Origin of the sequence: Longispora sp. NPDC051575 (assembly GCF_040681875.1) — a bacterium.
Lineage (GTDB): Bacteria > Actinomycetota > Actinomycetes > Mycobacteriales > Micromonosporaceae > Longispora.
This window is the reverse complement of the sequence record NZ_JBFAZP010000017.1, coordinates 21,288-42,106: the sequence shown is the minus strand read 5'-3', so window position 1 is coordinate 42,106 and position 20,819 is coordinate 21,288. Positions and strand designations below refer to the sequence as shown.

Genomic DNA, 20,819 nt, shown 5'->3' with positions numbered 1-20,819 from the left:
CGGCCGGGACGCCGCATGAGCCAGGCGACCAGCACCGGCGGGACAGGTCATTGCAGGACCCGGCCGCCGCGCCGACGTCGGACCGGGCCGAGTCGGGCACGATCCGGCGAGGTGGCCAGGCGGCCGCGGGCGCGCTGCTCGAGCGCATCGGGTTCATCCGGTCGACCGCCGAAGCCGTGTGCGGGTCGGGCTCACCAGCCGCCGTGCGGCTCGAAGAACACGTCGGCGTGGTTGTAGGAGTACCCGGTGAGCCCTTCCACCGGCTCGGTCTCCTTCGTCTCCACCGCGCTGGAGAACAGGAACCCGTGCTCGGCCAGGGGAAGCTCGGTCATTGTCGCGATCGCCTCGGCCGCGGCCAGGGCGACCATCGCGGTGTACAGCTCGTGCTGCTCACGCCATACCGGCATCCGCCGGGCCGACTCCTCCCCGGTGATCTGCGGCTCGTACGGATCCGGTGCCGTCACGACCTCCGAGCGGGCGACCATCTCGAACGGCACACCCAACAGGTACCGCTGCCTACCGGGCGGAGTCCGCAGCACCGCAGCGGATTCAGCGTCATGCGACTCGAAGGTGTTCACCCCACCAATATGACCCACCAGCCATGCACCCGCACCACTGACCACGCGGCTACCTCCCCGGGCCGATACGGCCGCGGCGGCCTCATCTCCCCGCTCGCCGACAGCGGCCTCTTCGAGCGGGGGCTCCCCGCGGACCTGCTCGGCGAGGAGTTCCTCGAGCAGCATCTCGATCACCGGGTTGATCACGGCCACCTCCTCAAGGGGCGAGCCCGCCGGGCCTCACCGTCGAGCTTCCCGAGCCGCCACCGATCGGGACAGAGACGCTCACGGGAGCCATCGGATCGGGGTGATCCTCAGGCGGTCAAACTCGGCCTGTGGGTCCCCTCGGCTGTCAGGCATGGTTGGGCTGCTTCGACGTCCGCAACGGTGTCGGTCGGGCTGGTCGGTCGAGGCCGACCGCGGGCTCAGGGGCGGTAGACCCCTTGAGGGTCGAGGCCAAATCGGAGGCTGGCGGGGCATGGGTGGATGCCGTCGTCCGTGTCGGCGTGAGGACTGTAGGGCGCTTCATACGGGGAGAAATCTAGCTGCTACGCCGCGGTAGACGACGGCGCGCGTCAGCTGCCAGCACATTCTCCATGCCTCGGTTTCTGGTTCCGATCCTTCGGTCAGGGATTCTGGTCTGATGTGTTGCATCGTCGCCTCCGCCGTCGCCAGTTCGCCGTGTGCGAGGTCGCGGATGACGGTGAGGAGGCGTAGCCGGGAGACGGTGCCGGGGTGTGGGTTGACTAGCAGCGCCGTGAGTGCCGGCCAGGCGAGCATGTCGGTGAGTAGCGCGTCGGCTTGAGAGTCACTGTTGGTGAGGACGCGTAGGGCGCACGACGTGCCGATATTGTGGACGAATTCCATGATGTGGTCCGGGTAGAGCGTGCTCGAGCCAAAGAGTTCACGGACGGTTGTGTACTCCTGTAGCGCGGCCGGCCATCGCTCCTGGTTCACTAGGGATTCGACGAGGATGCGTCGTGCAGAGATTTCCGATCCTGCCGTCAACACTCCGCCTTCTAACGTCGGGCGGCAGAGTTCCTCCGCCTCGATGAACGACCCGTCACGCACGAGTGAGCTCGCGCGCAGGACAGCGTCGATCGCCCGGGAGTAGTCCGTCGGGCCGGCCAGTGCGGCGATTCGCGCGAGTTGGCTGGCGATCGGGTGAAACTCGACGTCATCGGCGGCGGATGAACGCGGGTGGCTCAGCAGATTTCCTGCCTCGATCGCGAGTTTCGCGGCGGAACCCGGATGAGCTTCGACGATCGTCTTCAGGTAGGCGATGAGGTCGTTGAGATGGGCGACTGCCGTCGCCGGATCTCGTGAAGGCTGATCGCGGGTGGTGAGGGAGATCTGGGCAAGGCTGAGCCTCGTCTGGGCGATCAGGTATTCGTTCGGATCGCCGTCGGCTTGGAGCATCTCCAGCTCGACTTGGAGGAGTTCAACCGCACGAGCGTCGTCGCCCCTGGCTTGGTGGGCGATGGCCAGGTTCCCGTAGAGCAGCGGCACGGCCCGTCCGACGATGCCCAACTGCTCCAGGTGCTCGGCGAGCGTCTCGGCGTGGTCGAGGAGGGTGGACGCGCGCTCCATCAAGTTGAGTTCAATCGCGGCGTGAAGCCACAGTTCCACGTGGGCTGCGAGGCTGTCGAGCATCGGGCTTGACTTCTGGGTATCCACGCGGGCCCTGATGAGATCTTGGATGATCGAGTTGGTGGTGATGGTGCGGTTGGCGTCGCTGACGCGTTCACCACCAGTTGCGGGGAGATCCTGGTCGAAGGAGACGAGCGAGAACCTGCGTAGTTCCCGAACGACCTCGCCCAGGTTGGCGTCGGAGGGGTCCAGGTAGATAGGGCCCCTGGTCTCGGGACGGGGGGCGACCACGCTGGCTGCGGCGATCAGGTGGACGGGCAGCATGCGGGGTGCCAGGAACGCGGCGTTGGTAATCGCGCCGGCCGCCAGCCGGTATCGCCAGCCTTCGTCGGTGTCAGGAGCGGCTCGTTCGTTGAGCTGGTCCAGGCACAGGAACAACGCGGCACCCAGCGTGTTCGGGTACGGCCCCGACAGGGAGCGCTCGTCGTGCAGTGACCGTTCCTTGAGCCGGTCCAGGTAGTAGTCGACGTTGTCGAGCGTGATGCCGCAGGAGTTCATGTATCCGCTGGCGAGTTCTAGTGCCAGCGGCCAGTTCGACAGGCTGTCGGCGAGCTGAAGCAGGTCGGCCTGGTGAACGCGGCGTTCCACGTCCGTCAGGGCGAACCTCAGAGCCAGCAACTCCGTGGCTTCCCCGTCAGTCATCACGTCGACTGGAATGACGGTGGCTCGTCCGTAGCGGGCGGCACTGTCGAGGGCGGTGATGAGAATGTCTCCGCGTCCGGCCCGCGGAATCCACCGTTCGACTTGACGTGGATCACCGACGTTGTCGAAGACCAGTGCCCACCGGCCCGTGAGTCGACTCAGTTCGGTGTGTACCTCGGCGCGAATCTGCCCGGCGGAAGCGAGGTATTGGGCGCCGGCGCGGTTCGGGTCGAGCGCGACGGCGATGTGCTGGAACGAGGCCAGCAGGGACTCTTCGGAGTTTGCCTCCACCCACAAAATCCAGTCATAGGCATCCGCCCGGTCAGCTATGTAGGCGGCCGCGAGGCTGGACTTACCGATACCGGATGGGCCGACGAGGGCCGCGTGCCGCATCTGGTGGTTACCTGCCTGGTCGAGGGCGGCGACCAGTTTGTCGAGGAGCGCTGGGCGGGCGACGTCCGGGGTGGGCGAATCGAGGCCGACGGTAATGCCCCAGTCACGCCGCCCACCTGCATGGGCCAGTATGCGACCGTCTGTGAGTAGGTGCGCGCGCAACTGGTCCATGGAGAAGGTCGCAGCCTGCTCATCGGCTGCCCGACGCAGGGTCTCGGAGACGAGATAGCCAGTGGGAAGGCCCGCCGACTGCTGCCCGAGTCCTGCCCTGGCAGCGTTTCGATAGTGTCGTAGACGCTCGCGTAGGCCGTCCCGAATCTCATCCTCGCCGCGGGGGTCAAAGTTGATCCGACACCGGCTGAGCCGGTCCAGTTCTGCTGGGCCCAGCGCCCGCATGTGCTCCAGCCGTGCCGGCGCCCTGTTCAAGACCATCTCCAACACCTCCCGAAGGGCCGCCGGTCCGGGGCCGGCCGCGAGTGCGTCGGCGAGTTGTTGAGCGGCGGGGGCGGGGCTGCCGTTGGTCAGGAACTGGTAGGACGAGGCATCCTGGTCGGCGATCAGCTTCACCAAGACCGCGTAGGCGTCGACTCCACTGACGATCCCACCGGGCTGCCTGGTTTTCACCTGTACGGCAGCCCGGCACGACCCGTCCACGCCGACGACGTCGAAGTCCACGCTGTCCGCGTAGGTCTCCGCACTCGGTGGTCCTTCCACCCGCACTGCGGCGATCTGCGGGTCATCGACGACGTCGAGCATCGCCTCGAGCGTGCGAAGGTACTGGTACTGGAATCCCTGTGCGGCGATCCGCCCGCCATCAAGAGCCACCGAGACCGCCCTTCACCGCTGCCGAGATCTCACCCGACGGGGGGAGTTGCTTTCGGCCCGAGAGAAGATCACCCAGCACCGGGTACAGGTCGCCCAGGACGCTGATGTCACGCTGCAACGCCAGCAACGACAACATGTCCATAGTGACATGGGCAAGAGCCAACCCGGCACGGTCGATGGACCGCTCGTGGTGGGCGAGGAACGGGTCGAACGCATCACGCCATCCGGGGAGGAACATCCACAGGATGCCGAAGCGCCCCCGAAGGGCCGCGCGGCCGCGAGGTTCGAGGAGTTCCCCCTTTCCACCTGCAATCGGCGTCATGAGAGGGTCGGTGAGGAGCGGGAGACCCGAGCGTTGGGCGCGTAGCAGCGGCCGGGCGTGGCACAGGCCGAAGTCCACGCATCTGTTGAATGACTCCGTCCACACGGCGCAGTGTCCATTTGTGGTTCCGTCATCGAGGACCGTAGGCGGTTGACGCCAGACACCGACATCGCCAAGTTGTCGTCCTCCAGGCCCCGATATCGTGGTACAGACGGGAATCAACTCCGCGATCAATCCCAGGTAGTCCAACGCCCGAACCACGTGTGCGGCAGCCAGGAGCCCGGTGTACCGAGGCCTGCCGTTCATGGCCTGGTGAACACAAGCGACCATCATGAACAGCGGCGTCGCTTCAACTGGCACGGAATCATCCCGCGACCGGGTGAGCAGACCCGCACCCGGCTGAAGTACGAGAGCCGCATCGGCAGAACCGTCAAGCGCCACAACGGCACCGCCAGCGGGGGCGGGCACGGACTTGCGGACCGGATCCCGGCGTTGCCGCCGACTGCTTCGCTGACTACTACCCATTAGGTCTCCGCGAGTGCTGACTGAACGATCCTTGGGCTGACAGCGGTGTTCGGGAACCCTTCCGTTGCATCGTCCGCGATGACCGTTCTTATCGCAATTGGATGTCAATATCCATTGACTGATCGCATACCCGACAGGTGACCTCACCGGTCGTCCGTGGAACGGAGCACCTCACCCGCGTCGGCGAGGGCGATAGGGACGGGCAGGATCCGAGTGGGGGCCACCCCGACCAGGTCGCCGAGTACCAGGTCGCGAGTGGTCGGGCCGGCGCATCGAGCAGCATCCAGATCTTTCAGGGGCGCGGAGGGTCGGACGGGTTCGGCGTGGCCGCAGTGACTGCGCAATCGCTCACCGATTCCGAATCGAGGCCCCTCGAATACTCAACGCGGACCAGGCCCGCAGGTCACGCACTCCTCGCTGCGCCGGAGCAACGGGGCAGCAGTTCGTCACGACGCTGGCCTTCACCAGGACGAACGACTATTCCGCCGATGGATATCGATATAGTCGCGCCATGTCGGGCAATGAGGGCACCGTTCGGGACGAGGTAGAACGCCTCAGGGCCATGCCGATGAGGCGGGCGGTGACGATTGCCGTCACCTCCGGTTTCGTCGGGATGGTCGTAGTAGTTGCCGGCCTGTGGTGGCTGGCGGGAACACCATCGGTCCACCGGGGCGGCACCCTGTCGGCCGGCACGGTGATCGGCGTCCTGCAGCTCGTGTTCGGCCTCGTTGTACTACCCGCAGGTGTCGTCGCGCTGGTCGTCAACTACCGCAAGCAGCGGGTATCGGAGGCAGCGCACGGTCTCGCCGAGATCGCCGAGCGCCGTTCGCAAGCGGCTCATCAGTTTGTTAGCGCAGCCGCCTCACGCGATGACGTTAGCCATTTCGAGGAGCGCTATGCCCGCGGCGCGGAGCTGCTCGGCCACGCATCACCCGCTGTTCGGCTCGCAGGTGTGAACTGGTTGGCCGCGCTCGCCGACTCGTGGCCGCAGGGACGTCAGCGGTGCGCTGACCTGTTGTGCGGCTACGCCCGGCTCCCCTACGACCCTCAGGCAGGCACGGAAGGCCTTGCAGAGAGGAGTGTGCGGATCGAGATCCTCGGGTTGATCAGTCGGCGTATGTACGTCAACGCCGCCCATCCTTGGCACGATCTCGACATCAACCTGCGGGATGTGCTGTTCTCCGGCCGGCTTCGCCTCAACGGGTGGCACATTGCGGGCAGCGTTTCGTTCGACGGCGCGACCTTCGGACAGGGCAGCAAGGCGTATTTCAGCGACCTCACCTTCGGCGAGCGGGGAGAACTCAGTTTCATCGAGGCCCGCATCGACAGCGCGGAGGTACGCATCCACGACACCACCATCGGCGATCAGCAGATCCGCTTCAGCAAAGCCCGCGTCGTCAACGACGGGAAAATCGTGCTCCACACCTGTCCCGTCAGCGGTGAGCTCGCCTTCCAAGGGCTAGAGCTCGACGGCGGAAACCTCGAGCTGATCCGCGTCACCACGAGCCCCGGCACTCGAATCGATCTGAGCGAAGCACACGTGGTCTCCGACTCCGACAGTCAGTTCTACTTCCTGAATGTCGACCTCGACGGCTGCACCCTGAACTTTCACCGAGCGCGGCTCGAAGGGGCGACCGTGGACTTCCCCTGGTCGCGATTGGCGGGAGCGACGGTCAGCTTCGAGGAGGCTCACCTGGCCGCGGGAACCCGAGTCTCCTTCCCCCGAGGATCCTTGAGTTCCCAAGACGGACAACCACCTCGCCTGGAACTGATCCGTGCCCGTTTCGGCGCCGGCTCCCGCATCGAGATCGAGGGCCAGGAGTTGAGCTGCCGCATCAGGCTCTCAGGCGCGCGGTTCGAGGGAGGGGATGTAGACCTGTCCAAGGCGACGTTCTCCGACGCGGCCTCAATCATCGGCCTACCGGCCGACCTCCCCGCCTCGGTCACGATGCCGGCGACCTGGCCACGAACGTAGTCGCCGGAGACCCGGCACGCCTCGCGCAGTGGCGAACCACCCCCGTCGGTTCCGCCCTCGACGGCACCGCGTTCGTCGTCACCGACCGCGACTGACCACCTCCACCCCACCCGCCGGGAGGTGGCCGCCTACCGCGGAGGAGGTAACCGACGCTCCATCCTCGACGTGTACCAGACCACCCTGCCTCGCGGAGGCCCGCAAGTTAGGCGGCGACCACATACGTGACCTGCTCGTAGTTGAGTGCCGAAGGTGATCTCACTCGGGATCGGCGGTGAGGGGTTGTGTCGCGATCACGGTCGTCCGGGTCACGGGGCTGGGCACCTCGCCCATGGTCCGTCGCAAGGAGGCGACGATGGCGGTCGGCCCGGCAACGTCAACGGCCAGCGGAGTATCGGAGGTCGAGATGGTCATGAGCCAATTCTGGCCGATGTTCACCACGGCGACAGGTCCCCAGACCCCCCATCCCCGGCGCCCCGATCCTTCCGCCGACGCGCCGGGGCGCAGTCAAGCCGGACTGTCAGAGTTCGAACGTATGATCTACTCCGGTGGGTCCGGGTGTCCCGGCTGCTTCCGGCCGGACCCACCACCACAGCACCGCCCGGTACCGCACGAATCGGGGCCGGCGACACGGGCATGGGGGCTCAGAGCCTGCCCGCAAGGCCCTGAAACTGTCGCACCCGCAGGGCAGAATATGGGCCATGAGCAGCACATCCACCCCCTCAGCCATCGCCTCCACCGGCGACTACGCCGCCGCCGTCGAAGCCGCGCGCACCGCCGCCGCGGCGTACTACGCCGACGGCACCCAGACCATGGACGACGACGTCTACGACGCCCTCGTCCGCGCGATCGCCGCGTGGGAGGCAGAGCACCCCGAAGACGTGCTGCCCGACTCGCCGACCGGAAAGGTCGCCGGCGGCACGGCGGGCGGCGATGTCCCGCACACCCGGCCGATGTTGTCCCTGGACAACGTATTCGGCCCCGACGAGCTGGCAACGTGGGCGGCGGGCCTGGAGCGGCGGCTCGGACGCCCGGTCGGGGCCTGGGCGGTGGAGACGAAGCTCGACGGCCTGGCGATCGCCGCCCGCTACCGCGACGGGCGTCTCGTCCAGCTCGTCACCCGGGGCGACGGCGGCAAGGGCGAGGACGTGACCGCCCAGGCCCTCGGCCACGTCGTCGGCCTCCCCGACACGTTGGCGCAAGCTGTGACCCTTGAAGTGCGTGGGGAGGTGCTGCTGACCCGCGCGCAGTACGAGGCCGCCAACGCAGGGCGCATCGCCGCCGGCAGTGCCCCGTTCACGAACCCGCGCGCCGGGGCCGCCGGGGCCATGCGGACGAAGGCCCGCACGTACGAGGTTGAGTGGACGTTCTTCGGCTACAGCGCCCTGCCCCTCGACGGCACCGCCGACAACCTCGTCACCGACCTGGCAACCCTGCCGCACTCCGGCCTCCTCAACCTGCTGACCGGGCTCGGCGTGCAGACCAGCGCGGCGGCACTCCCCGGCGACATCCGCTACGACACGCTCGACGGGGTGCTGGGCCGGATCAAGGCGATCGCCGACGCCCGCGCCGGGCTGGCGTTCGGCATCGACGGCATCGTCATCAAGGCCGACGCGGCGGCCGACCAGGAGCAGGCCGGGTTCTCCTCCCGGGCGCCCCGGTGGGCGATCGCGTACAAGCTGCCGGCCGACACGAAGATCACGAAACTGGTCGGGGTGGAGTGGGAGGTCGGCCGCACCGGGGTCATCGCGCCCCGGGCCGTGCTGGAACCGGTCGAGATCGCCGGGGTGATCGTTACCTACGCCACGCTGCACGACCCGTCCGACATCGCCCGCAAGGGCCTGCTGCTCGGCGACCAGGTGACCGTGTACCGGGCCGGTGACGTCATTCCCGCCATCGAAGCGCCCCTCGTCGCCGTGCGCACCGGGGCGGAGATGCCCATCGCCATCCCCGAGGTGTGCCCGCGGTGCGGCAACGACATCGACCGCTCGCAGGAGCGGTGGCGGTGCGTCCTGGGCCGGGCCTGCAACGCGCCGGCGTCCATCGAGTACGCGGTCTCCCGCCCCGCCCTCGACATCGAAGGCCTCGGCCGCACCCGCATCGACCAGATGGTCGACGCCGGCCTGATCACCGACTTCGCCGACCTGTTCAGCCTGTCCCGCGAGCAGCTCCTCGGCCTGGACCGGATGGGCGACACGTCCGTCGACAACCTCCTCGCCGCACTGGATGTGGCCAAGCAGCAGCCACTGTCGCGGGTCCTGACCGCCCTCGGGGTGCGCGGCACCGGGCGGTCCATGTCCCGGCGGATCGCCAAGCACTTCGCGACCATGGACAACATCCGAGCCGCCGACGCCCAGGCGTTCCAGGCCGTCGACGGCCTCGGCCCGGAGAAGACACCCGTCATCGTCGAGGAACTCACCGACCTCGCTCCGGTCATCGACAAGCTCATCGCCGCCGGAGTGAACATGGTCGAACCCGGCGCAACACCGCCCGGCCAGGAACCAGCCGAGGAAGCATCCGATCTCCCGCTCGCGGGAAAGTCCGTCGTCGTCACCGGCTCCATGACCGGCCCCCTCGCTGACCTGTCCCGCACCGAGATGAACGAACTCATCGAACGCGCCGGCGGCAGAGCGTCCGGGTCAGTGTCAGCGAAGACCAGCCTGCTCGTCGCCGGAGACAAGGCCGGGTCCAAACTCGCCAAGGCCGAAGCCCTCGGCGTGACTGCCATCGGGCCTGACGAGTTCGCCGAACTCGTCGCCGCGTTCCTGCCGACCTGACGCCGAGCCACAGGAACCCCCCGAGATTCCCAGCAACCTCGGGGCGTTCCTCCCCGCGCGGGCGGTCAGGGCTGCCGGCGCACAGGAGTGGTAGCTCTTGGCAGAGGACCTCCGTCTTGAGCCAGGGCACCGGCGCCGCAGCGGGACACCTCTCGCGGCATCGTGCCCGGATGGCAGCCTTCGATCGGGAGCGGAACGGGGACCGCCTCCGTTGCCACCAGTGCTTCGATGCCGCGTGAAGTGTGAAATCGTTCCTGCATGACTAGAAGCCTCCGGTACATGGTGGCTGTCGGCTGTGCCGTTGTCCTGGTGATCGTCTCCCAGCTCATGGCGGTGGCGATCAACGCCGCAACTGCCACTTCCTCTCCGTGGCCCTGGGGCTTGCGCGTGATCCAGGTGCACCCGTTCGCATCGTGCCTGGTGATAGCGCTTGTCCTGATCTTGCTCACGGCTGTGACGGTTGTCGTTTCAAGCAGGCACCCCGACGGGAGCGCGACCGCGTCGAGCTCGGACCAGACAGGTGGCGATCGGAGCGACAGCGATTCGGATGTCGCGACCAGCGCACCTTCGGTCCGCCCTGGTGAAGGCGCGGAGGTATGCGAATCCACATTCCGTGATGTCTTCCATGCGGCAGGAGGCGCGCCCGTCCTGGGCGTGCCTGTGAACGCGGCGCAGCCGGCGGGGCCGGCGGGGCCGGGCTTTGTCCAGTTCTTCGGCGAAGGGGCCGGTCAGGTGGCCATCTGCGGTGTTCCCCGCAAGAACGCGAGCCTGCTGCCAGCTGACGTGTGGCAGGTGATCGCCACGGCGGGCGACACAACCGATCCGCCGGACGGAGTCGCCGCTGTCGGCTTCCCAGTCTCGCCCCAACCAGCGGGCAATGGCGTTTTGGTGGGTCCCACCACCATGGAGGTCGACCTCGAGGGCGGCGAGTGGGGGCCCGGGCAACTGTGGCGCGCCCAACCCTCAGGTGGGTGGCGGTGGAGACCGAAGCCGAGGTTGACCTTCGAGACCCGTCACCGGGACCAGTGGAGCGCCGGCGGCGAGTTCGATGTACGGATTCGGGTTGTCGTCGGTATACCTTGGCCTTCCACTGCCCTGCCGAGTCAGATCAGCAGGCAGCGCCGGCTTGCCGTCCAGCAGGCGCTGGGTTGGACGGAGTTCTCACAGGTGTTCCTCAATTTGGCGACCGACCGCGGAGCTCACCTGCAGGCCATTTCCTGGCAGACGGCGACGGGTACGGACAGCTTCAACTCCGATCGCGGCATTCACCTTCGATGTCAGCAGTCCGCTCCCGACGGCGGAATGGCGCTCAGTGGGGACGTGATCGTGCAGTTGCCGGATGGCTTCCGCGAGACCTCGTTGGTGGGTTGCGTGGAGCTGCGAGTCCGCTACGAGGGTCTGCGGGCGGCAGCCGTCGGCGAATCTGAGGCCGGGTCGGCGGATCTGCGGCTGTCGCTGCTGGATGCGATAGAGGTCTTGGCGTCCGCGTGGGGGACGGCGATGAGAGTGATCCCTCTCGGGGCCGTCGATACCCCGGATACCGTGGCGCTCGCCGGGCCGCCCTACGCCGAACTACACGTCCAGGCATGCCCCGCCTACCTCACGTCGTCGCAGCACCCGCTCTCTTTGAACGACGTCGTCAACCTCGCCGCGCTGGGGCGGTCAACACGTGACGGGCAACGGCAGGAAGCCGGATTCCGCGTCTATGCGCCGATGGACATCAAGCGCCCGAGCCGTCGACAATGGGCCGCGCAGGGGCTGGCCCAGTTGGCGCAGTCGTGGGGATACATCGAAGCAGACCGCGATCGATTGTTGGTGCGCCCCACTGCCGTCTAGGTTGTCGTGTCGCTCTTCAGGAGATCTCTCAAGTCGATGTTGTGCTCCCGTAGGAGCTTGCTGATGATCCTCTTGGACTTGACTACGGCGGTGGCGTCGCCGGCCATGCCTATTCCGAGCACTCCGCGGATAGTGCCCAGGTGGCGGGTGGTCCGTCGACCCCACTGCCCGTGATCGGCCCACATGTCGAGTACATCAAGGCACCGGTATAGATGGTCTGGGCACAGCGCTTCCAACTCGGTCAGGACCTTGTCCTCGGAGTCGACCTCACCGGCCAGCTCCAGAGTCGTGATCAACTGCTCGAGGCGCCACCTCGCGGTGAAGTGCTTGGAGGCGAACCAGAGCCCGAACTCCCGCAGCTCGATGCCCCATTTCCTATCACTCCTGGCCGCCGTCAGCCTGAACTCCCACAACGCGGTGAGCCTCGCCTTCAGTGCCTCGTCGACAGCCGGCTGCCGATGAACCCGCGTTGCGATCAACGACATGAGCTGGGCCGCCACCTCCGGGGACACGTGCGCGTAGTACCTACGAAGCAGGCCATCGCCGCTGTCGATGCTGATCAGGTTGTTCCACAAGCCGTACAGGAGGTGCCAGCCGAGGTTCTCCGCCCGCTCCTCGCCAGATCGCCTACCGCCTTCCTCCGGCATCCGGTCAACCGCTGCGGAGTATGTTCCAGCCTGAACGGTCCATATCTCCGTGGACATCCTTTGGGAACTTAGGTAGGCGTCCAAGCTCGCGTCCACCAGCAGCTGGGGATCGGCCCCCACCGGGAAGATTGCGGGAATGCACTGTTGTGCCCACCCGGAGTTCAATCGCATAAGGGAGGCGAACTTCTTACCGTAGACCGCCCGAACGGCGAGGGAGGAGTCCTGCCAGCGGTCAAGATGCTGGTCGAGCACGGCCAGGACCCGCGCCACTCCGCCGTGCTGGTTCGCTGCATGCAGGCGCAGTCCAAGAGCGATTGCCGCTTCCAGCGCGTAGGGTCGCACCGCATAGACGTTGAATGTCAAATACCCTCCGTCCCCGTCGTACGCTTGGACGGCCTCCGTCCCTGGGTCGGGATCGGGGTCGTCGCAGCAACGCTCGATGATGCCCAAGACTCGCTCCAGCTCTTCCTCCGTGAACTGTGCGAGTTCCCCGCTGAGCCCTGCGATGAATAGCTGCAACATGTCGATGCGCGGCTCACGCCATTGGCGTTCGTGCGGTTGCGACGACGGGGCCGTGAGTTCTGCGACCGCCTGCTGATCGACCCACGCCGCCAGCTCCATGACGCGTCCCCAGTCAAGCTCGACGCCGCCGCCGTGCGCCTGCCACAGGCCGTCGAAGACCGCTCCGACGAATGCCGCAGGCAGGCCGATGAACAAGGCGGCGTCCAACGAGACCCGTCGTGCGTCCTCACGCACGGCCAGATGCAATGCCCCCCGCAGAGCCCCGGCGCTTTGCTCCCACCGATCTTCGGCGGGCGGACTCCACGAGCGAAGAAGCTCCACAAGTGCGGCCGTGGGCAATACTGCGAGTTCGGCCGCCGAAGGCGTCGGCACGCCGGGCACCTCCTCGAACTCGATCTCCGGGACTGGCGCGGCCGGATCCGGCGCCGGCTCGAACTCCGCCACCAGGCTCTGGTACTTGGCGTTCTCCTCGGGCGGCAGTACCGATTCGAAGGCGGCGAACCTGTCGCGCCGCCACCTCGCAAGGCGGCTGCGGGCAAACTGATCGGCTGCCGGTGCGGGTTGCTGTGGGTCCTGCTCTGCTGCCGGTATCTGGGGGCCTCGGTCGATGAGGGTCCAGATGCGTCGTGTCGCCGCAGCGTTCAGGCTCGCAGCGCCAGCTCGGGCAAGGAGCAGGTACTCCCGGGCCAGCCATCGTTCGGACATCAACTGGTGGTTTGTCAGCCGTTCCGTGACCATGTCGCCCAGGCTCGCGGCCTGTGCGGTGAGCACGTGCAACGACAACCGGCGGAAGATCAGCCAGGAGTGCGATTCCAGTTCGGCGATCACGTCGGTGGCGGCGTCCGGTCCTCGCTCTGCGAGGCTGAGGGCGGCGTCTCGAATGACGGTCACGAGTGCCTGTCGCAGGTCAGATCCCACACGCGGTTCGGGTTCACCTAGCATCGGCCGCCACATGGCCGAGCCGTCATCACCACCTGCCCGAGACCACTGCCCCGCGCCGTCTTCCAACTCCTCGTCCAGGAGGCTGGTCAACAACTGGAAGGCAGGCATCCCCATCGCGGCGACGACCGCTGGGAGATGTTCACGCAGGATCTCGGCAGCTTCATACGCGTCGGTCCTGCTGGCTTGCTGGCGGTCGGGAAACCCTCTCAGCAATGCGTTTGTCAGGTCGATGACCTGGTCAACGCGGCCCGCAGCGCATAGATGCACGAGCAACTCGCCGACCCTGTGGGGAATCAAAACCCCGAACCGGGTGCCTAAAGCCGCGATGATGTTGGGTACCAGGCGCTCGCTGTCGACAGCAGGTACCGCAAGGGCGAGTTCCACAAGATCGTAGTTGACCCTGCTGTTGTCCGTGGGCGGGATCGCCACGGCGATACTCACAGCCCGGACAGGATCCAACTTCCCGACCCGCGCCAGGTACTCCGACTCCGGCCAGAAAGGCAGTGCCGCCATTCCTGACGCGTGGTCGTACTCGGCAGTCGGAGGATCGGTGAAGTACCCAGCACGCCGTAGGGGCTCAAGCCAGGCCACCCCGGCGCGGGGGAAGAATCGGATCGAGGTCGCTCGAATGGCTGGGAAGGTCTGGCGAAGCGACGTGGCGTCAGCCGCCGTTGGAACTTCCTTGGCCAACAAGTCGTCGAGCCGATCGAAGATCTGGGAGAACTCGCTCTCGAACCGCTCCATGACCGTATCGAGCACCCCTTCGAACCTGTCGAAGAAGTCCATGAAGTCGACATCCGCTGGACGCGGCGAGGTCAGCGCGCTGCGATGCGCCCGCGCGGCGAGGCTGCCCGAGTTGCCTTCTCCCACCACGCTAAGCCAGTCCTCAGCGATGCCGTCGTCGTGGGAGATGCCCAGTACATCGAGCACCGCAAGAATTCTCGCCCGATGTTTGTCACCGGACGTCCCAGACCCTGCACCGGCCGGCTCTAGGACCTTGCGCATCGCGCTCTCCACCTCGCGAAGTAGATGCGCAACGAGGTGGGTCATGGACGCCAACGCTGGGCTACCGGCCAACAGCTGGCAGGCGTCGATGAAGAAGTCGGCAGGTCCGTCACCCACTAGCGCCCTAAGCCAATTGACCACTCGCAACTGACGCGGCGACAGCTCTACACCAGCTTCTGGAGACAAAGGATTGCCGACCGCATTCATGATCACTCCTGACAGCGACGCTCCCCACAGTCTCCCACGCACCCCGATTCCCAGGTTGACAATCACCGCCGGCGACCTGGCGGTGATCGGATGGTTCTTGAAGGCCGCCAGCCAGGACGATTCCCCCGAACCCCCTTGGGCACGTGCGGGCCGCATGCCTCATCCCAGACGGCACCGCAGGGCTGCCGGCACCAGCCACACGCGGTGACCGATCGCGAAAATCATCCGCACCGGGCGGCGGCTTCTGTCGCGGCCGACGTCACCGGTCTGAGGAGTTCACCCGTCGTCCGGACTGCCAGCGCCACACCGCGTGGTCGAGGAGAGTCGCGCTGACCCCGAGCTCCCTGGCGACACTGGTGATGAGACGAACCGCCTCCTGCGTGCTGACAGTACTTTCGGGCCGGTCGAGTGCTGTGGCCACGAACCGGATGATCATCCGGTCGGGCTTCACGCCGGGCGTGCCCGACAGCATCAGCAGGTACCGCCACGACGTCCCGGAACGTTGACCGCGTACGAGCAGCCATGCCGCCTTCGCTTGGCCGGGGTGGTCAGCCTCCGCGGATGCTAGGTCCCGACAGGTGAGGATCCGGCGGGCCGCTAGCGCCCGGGCCGCCTGTTCGATCGCTTCGGCTTTCAACGGCGCGCCGGCGTGCGTGGAGGTCCGGTGCAGGGTGCCGATCGTCTCAGCCCACGGGCGCGCCCCGCCGACCGTGCTGAAGGTGTGCAGAAGCTCGGTCACACCATCGGCGTTAGGGTCGTGTCCCTGTTCTCGGCGGAAGTTCCGGTAGCGGGCGACGACACGCTCCACGCTCGTGTATCTCACCCCGAGGGACTGGATCGCGTCGATCGCGCAGAGAGCAAGGCTCCCGGGGTAGCCGCCGGGACTGACCCACCCAGCCGGATCACCCAGGACCGCGCGCACCTTCACCAGCACCCGCGCCACCGAATCAGCGCGATCGTTACCCCCAACACTTTCGTCCACATTCGACATTATGTCGCCGCTGACACCGACCAACTTCCCAGGGTTGCCGCCACACTCCGTGACGCCCTCGCCCTCGGCATCGGACCCCGGATGGCCAGCCACTGCGTGATGGACGCCCCCGGTCGCCGGAGCGCCACCGGCACGGCGCCGTTGGGCCCGCGCCATGCGGTGTCAGGCGGTGTTGGGAGAAACGAATGTCGCGAGGCAGGTGTCATGGTGGGCGTCGACGATGGCCGGGATGCGGATCAGGGTGCCTTCTTCGCTGCGGTAGGTGTGGGTGGGGTCTCCGCGGTAGGACAGCCAGCCGAAGTTCGAGTTGATCCACGTGTTGTCGTAGATCAGTGCCGCCGAGGCGGGTCCGGGGTGTGCGACGAGGGTGAGGTTGGTGTGCCGTTCGGCGAGTTTGCGCAGGCGGCCGATGGCGTCGCGGTCGTGGTCTGACCGGTTGTCACTGTTGGTGTAGACGATGGTGACGCGCATGCCCTTGCGGCGCAGGGCGGTTTCGAGGTGGTCGAAGAAGTCGCCTGCGACGGCGTCTCGGACTGAGGAGGTGACGAGAAGGAGCCGGCGGCGGGCGGTCGTCAGCGCTTCGGCGAGGAGGTGGCGGTGCTCGAACGCCGGAACGGCCCGCACGGGTGCCGTGTCGAGTTCGTGGCGGGCGGCTTTGCTGTCCTCGGTCTCGGCGGACACGTCCCCTGGGGTTGCCGGGGTGGCCCAGGCAGTCTGGCGGTGCCAGCCCACAACACGGTCGTGGGCGACGCGCTGAGTGGTCAGTTCGATGGGGAGGGCGGGTTCTCCGGCCGATGGCTGGATGTTGATCTTTAGTCTGTCGTATCCGCCCGTGGCGTCGAGCGCCTGCTCGTAGGGCGTGCTGCGGGCTCCGTTGACGGTGACGGCGAAGCGGGTGTCGTTGGCGCCGATGGCTTGATAGACCAGCAGTACGGCGGGGAGGTACCAGCGTGTCTCGCGCAGGATCGTCTCCACGCTCAGGATCTGCAACGGTGGCGGTTCCCGCCGGTCGGAGCGGCTGTTGAGTAGTTTGTTGAGCGCTCGGGGGGTGATGTCGGCGAGGTCGACGTCGCCGGTGCGGGTGGAGGGCAACGTGACGATGCCGTCCGCCTTCACGTCGTCGGCGTGGATGAGCTCCCGGGCGGTGTAGTCGACGGCCTTCCAGGCGAGTCGGTCGAAGATCCGCTCGGCTTCGACCCGCAGGATGGTGACGGCCTGCAGGTCCGTGGCGGCGTCGATGCCGTTCGGAGTGAGCACGAGCATCCGTCCGCCGTGGGGGTCGGGTCGGTGTTCGAGGTTCTCCTCCTGCATCTGGGCGACGATCGCGTCGGTGACGGGTGCGTCGTCGAGGCCGAGGTAGCGGGCGATGTCGCCGATCTTCGTGACGCCCGCGTGCGTCAGGCGCAGCGCGTACTCCTCCACCACCGGCAGTGGGCGCCGTTCCTGGACGAGGAGTTCCAGTGTCAGGCGCGACATGGGGACGGCGACCTCGACGGGGAAGGCGAGGCGGAAGCCGGGGTAGGCGTCGGCGTAGCGGCGGGCTGCGATGACGGTGGCGTCAGCCACGTGCTGCCTCCTCGATCGTGCAGGTGTCCGGGTGCGCCGTCATGTACTCCAGCACCTTCTGCAGGGGACCCTCGTGGGCTCGGCAGAACGTCGCGTCGCCGACGATGACGAGGCCGTACCGTGACCGCGATAGCGCGACGTTGATGCGCCGCCAGGACAGCGGCCCGAGGAACCCGAGCTGGCCGTGGCGGTTGCTGCGGACGACGGAGAAGATCGTGATGTCGGCCTCGCGGCCCTGCACGGCGTCGACGGTGGCGACCTCGATGTCCAACGACGGTGACCTCAGACGGGCGAGCGCCGGGCTCAGCTGGTCCTTCTGCGCGCTGTAGCCGGTCAACACCAGCAGCTTGAGCGGGCTGGTGTCCGGTCGCAGGAGGTTGCGCTCGAGCCGGTCACGGACCGTGCGGACGGCGTCCTGGATCACCTGGACCTCGCACTGGTTCGCTCGACCGGTACCGACCTCGCGCTCTTCATGGCGGCGGAGGGCAGAAGTGTCGAGCCAGGAGACATCGCGGTGCAGCAGGTCCCAGCCCGGCAGCGTCGGGTTCACCGGCGAGGTGAGATGGCCGTCGTAGAAGCAGGCCGAGATCAGGTCGCCGATCCCACGACGCATCCGGTACTGCCGGGTCAGCTTCCTCGCCACTCCGCCGGGTACGTGGTCGAGGAACCACTGGAAGAGCGTGTGCTCAACGTCAGCGCGTTCGAGGTGGTGCTTGTCCATCAGCGCCGGCGCGCCGAGCACGTCCTCCTGCGTCGGCGGGAGCTGGCGCGGGTCACCGACGAGGACCCAGCGGCGGGCCCGGGCGAGCGGCACGAGCGTCTCGGTCGCGGTGGCCTTGGACGCCTCGTCCAGGATGCACAGGTCGAACTGCAGGTTCTTCACCTCCGGGTGGGACAAGAACCCCAGACAGGTTCCGGCCACGACCTGGGCGCCCCGCAGGAACACCCCCTCCAGTTCGGTCGTGGACTCGATGCGCTGGAACCATTCCCCCTGGATCTTGAGGACGTCGGCGAGGTGCCGCAGCTGGTCATCGCGGCCGATGAGTGCGTCGAAGGCATCCGCGGCGTCCTGAGCCGTCGGCGTTTCGGGAAGGTCGAGGTCCTCATCGAGCGCGTCGGCCGCCTCCTGCCGCAGGACCCGCGCACGTTCGAGTGCCTTATCGAGGCGGTCGTTGAGGGTCGCGACCTCGGATGACTCCTCCGCCGCGCTGACCGCGTCCAGCCCGGCGGCCCGGGGCGCCAGGGCGACGTCGAGGCGCGCCTGGGTGCGGGCGGCGACCAGCAGCGTCTCGCGCAGTTCCGACAACAACGCCGCCGCCTGCACGTGCCGCTTCTCGACGCCGATCTCCGCGGCCCGCAGGGCGAGCTCACGTTCTGCTTTCGTGCGGATCTCCCGCACCCAACGAGGCATCTGCTTGTCGAGCAGCAGGTCGCGACTACGGGGGTCGATGCGGGGGTCGTCGGGTTGACCGAGCCGGACCAGGCCCGCGACCCCCGCGTCGGCGAGACCCGTCAGGGCGTTGTCGACGGCGACGTGGGTCTGGCTGACCAGGAGGATCCTGCTGCCGGGGTTACGGTCAAGCTCCTGCTGCACGAGTTCGGTGATGAACGTCGTCTTCCCCGTGCCCGGCGGCCCCTCCAGCAGGAACAGATCCGGCGCACCCAGGGCCCCGGCGACCGCGGCCTTCTTGTCGTCGTCCAGGCGCGGGTTACGCCACCGCAAATCCGCCGGCTCGATGGGCACGGCGACGCTGGTGGGGTTGAGGATCAGCTCCCGCAGGTCGGCGCGCACGGCCGAGCCTCCACGGATGTCAGTGAGCGCCTGATGTTGACGCTTGAACGCGGTCTCGGCCGGTCCGATGTGTAAGACCAGCTTGCCTCCGGTCGGAAGAGCCTTCGGACGCCGCTCGTAGGCGAGCGTGAGGAGCTCGCCGTCCTGCGCGATGACAGTGCCGACCCCGCCGACGACTTTGTCGCTGGGCAACTGGCACACCAACTGCTGGCCGACGACGTCGGAGTCCGGGGCATGCTCGAGGGTGAAGCGCACCTGCCGGCCGGTGACGTCGGCACGCCGGTACGGCATCGCCGGGAGCTTGCCGCGCTCGAACTCCTCCTTCGCCCGCAGCAGGTTCGACCACTTGTCGAACAGCCGGTTCTCGTCCCTGACTCGCTCGGCGGCGATGACCTCGGCGTAATGCTCGTCGAGACTGCCCAGGATCAGCTCCATCGCCTCGCGGGCATCTGCCGGCGGCAGCGGCGTCGACACCCACTGAACCCTCCCCCGAGTCGGCCAAGCTTGCCGCCGGCGCCTGTCCAGGGCCCCTTCGTCGACCTCCTGGACCTGCGTCAGGCGAAAGACTGGATCGTCGCCGATGATGGCCAGCCGTAGAATCCTGGACTCGCCGATCAACTCCAGGGTGTCAGTGCTGCGGCGCTGGGTACGCGGGTCTCGGTACCGCTGCAGGTGTGCGCCGCGTTCCAGTTCCGTATCGATCGCCCGCTGCACCGCCTCCGGATCACGGTCGAATGGCGGCGCGGCCAGGATCCGTGCAGCACCGGGGCTGACCGTCAACTGCGCCTTCCGCGCCTGGAACTGCTTGGCACTCCGCGGGTCTTGGATCTCCCGTAGGAGGGCTCTCAACGCGATCGCGTTCGTCGGCCTGACCTTGGGGTCACGGCTCACGCAGTCACGCAACACCTGTTCCACCGCCGCCGGAACGTTCAACAGTTCCAGGGCTTCGTCGATGTGCGGGAAGTCGGTCATCGGCACGCGGGTCAGACAGTGCAGGGCCGTGACCGCGAAGCCCCAGACGTCCCGGCTCGCCCGCGACATGCCTTCCTTGTCAGGAGGCGCGTACGGGCGAGACACCAGGTCGACGACCGTCGCGTCGGTCGTCTCGATCTCGCCGCGGATCTTGCTGATCCCGAAGTCCGCCAGCAGCGCCGATCCATCTTTCCCGACGAGGATGTTGGCGGGCTTGACGTCGCGGTGCACCACGTTCTTGCGGTGGGCGTAGGCCAGCGCGTCCAGGACCGGCAGCATCAAGTCAGCGAAGTCATCCCAGCCGTAGTCGTCGACAGGCGGCAGCACATCCATGAGCAGGTCGTCAACCCAGTCGAGCACCACGAAGAAGTCGCCCGTGTCGGAGTCTTCGCCCCAGTCGATCAGCGACACGATGTGGTCGTGCTCGAGGAGTTGGAGGGCTTTGACCTCCCGCTCGAACAGGAGCTCCTGCAGGGGATCGTCGGGGATGCGGGGGATGAACTTCACCGCGACGTGTTTCAACAACTGGACGTCGGTCGCTTTCAGAACAGTCGCGCGGCCTCCCTGGCGCGGCGTGTCCCCGAGAAGGGCGTACCTGTCCTTGACGCGCCGATCCACCTATCCCCCTATCGCCCCGTACCACCGAGCAGCATACCGTCTGACCTGCCGCGAACCC

General features: G+C 67.2%; 11 protein-coding genes. 3 read left to right on the top strand and 8 right to left on the bottom strand.

From position 1 onward, the window contains the following. Positions 1 to 191: 191 nt before the first annotated feature. From AB0M43_RS36705 to AB0M43_RS36695, 3 genes are all read right to left on the bottom strand, one after another. Entirely contained in the window at positions 192 to 752 is a 561-nt protein-coding gene (locus tag AB0M43_RS36705) for a hypothetical protein (RefSeq protein ID WP_363731810.1), read from the bottom strand. Positions 753 to 1,082: 330 nt separating this feature from the next. Continuing rightward, positions 1,083 to 4,067 (bottom strand): ATP-binding protein, encoded by a 2,985-nt coding sequence (locus tag AB0M43_RS36700; protein ID WP_363731808.1) that lies wholly within the window; start codon positions 4,065 to 4,067, stop codon positions 1,083 to 1,085. Continuing rightward, on the bottom strand, positions 4,057 to 4,389 hold the full coding sequence (locus tag AB0M43_RS36695; RefSeq protein ID WP_363731805.1) for a hypothetical protein: 333 nt from the start codon (positions 4,387 to 4,389) through the stop codon (positions 4,057 to 4,059). The genes AB0M43_RS36700 and AB0M43_RS36695 overlap by 11 nt, the downstream gene beginning before the upstream one ends. A 1,036-nt stretch (positions 4,390 to 5,425) precedes the next feature. Here AB0M43_RS36695 and AB0M43_RS36690 point away from each other — a divergent pair. Next, a complete protein-coding gene (locus AB0M43_RS36690; protein WP_363731803.1) occupies positions 5,426 to 6,889 on the top strand; it encodes a pentapeptide repeat-containing protein in 1,464 nt (487 codons plus the stop codon). A gap of 255 nt (positions 6,890 to 7,144) precedes the next feature. On the opposite strand, the gene AB0M43_RS36685 is transcribed toward AB0M43_RS36690, so the two are convergent. Continuing rightward, on the bottom strand, positions 7,145 to 7,300 hold the full coding sequence (locus tag AB0M43_RS36685; protein WP_363731801.1) for a hypothetical protein: 156 nt from the start codon (positions 7,298 to 7,300) through the stop codon (positions 7,145 to 7,147). 287 nt (positions 7,301 to 7,587) lie between these two features. On the opposite strand from AB0M43_RS36685, the gene ligA reads away from it, so the two are divergent. Both ligA and AB0M43_RS36675 read left to right on the top strand, forming a co-directional pair. Further along, positions 7,588 to 9,663, top strand: coding sequence for an NAD-dependent DNA ligase LigA (gene ligA / locus AB0M43_RS36680; protein ID WP_363731799.1), 2,076 nt, complete (start codon positions 7,588 to 7,590; stop codon positions 9,661 to 9,663). A 258-nt stretch (positions 9,664 to 9,921) separates the two neighbouring features. Beyond that, positions 9,922 to 11,499, top strand: a complete 1,578-nt coding sequence (locus AB0M43_RS36675) for a hypothetical protein (RefSeq protein ID WP_363731797.1) — start codon at positions 9,922 to 9,924, stop codon at positions 11,497 to 11,499. Here AB0M43_RS36675 and AB0M43_RS36670 read toward each other — a convergent pair. The 4 genes from AB0M43_RS36670 to AB0M43_RS36655 form a co-directional block, all read right to left on the bottom strand. After that, on the bottom strand, positions 11,496 to 14,540 hold the full coding sequence (locus AB0M43_RS36670) for a hypothetical protein (RefSeq protein ID WP_363731795.1): 3,045 nt from the start codon (positions 14,538 to 14,540) through the stop codon (positions 11,496 to 11,498). The genes AB0M43_RS36675 and AB0M43_RS36670 overlap by 4 nt on opposite strands. Positions 14,541 to 15,081: 541 nt before the next feature. Then, positions 15,082 to 15,813 (bottom strand): hypothetical protein, encoded by a 732-nt coding sequence (locus tag AB0M43_RS36665; protein WP_363731792.1) that lies wholly within the window; start codon positions 15,811 to 15,813, stop codon positions 15,082 to 15,084. Positions 15,814 to 15,975: 162 nt separating this feature from the next. Beyond that, positions 15,976 to 17,379 (bottom strand): hypothetical protein, encoded by a 1,404-nt coding sequence (locus AB0M43_RS36660; RefSeq protein WP_363731791.1) that lies wholly within the window; start codon positions 17,377 to 17,379, stop codon positions 15,976 to 15,978. After that, complete coding sequence (locus tag AB0M43_RS36655) at positions 17,372 to 20,761, bottom strand: AAA domain-containing protein (protein WP_363731788.1); 3,390 nt, start codon at positions 20,759 to 20,761, stop codon at positions 17,372 to 17,374. The genes AB0M43_RS36660 and AB0M43_RS36655 overlap by 8 nt, the downstream gene beginning before the upstream one ends. Positions 20,762 to 20,819: the final 58 nt, after the last annotated feature.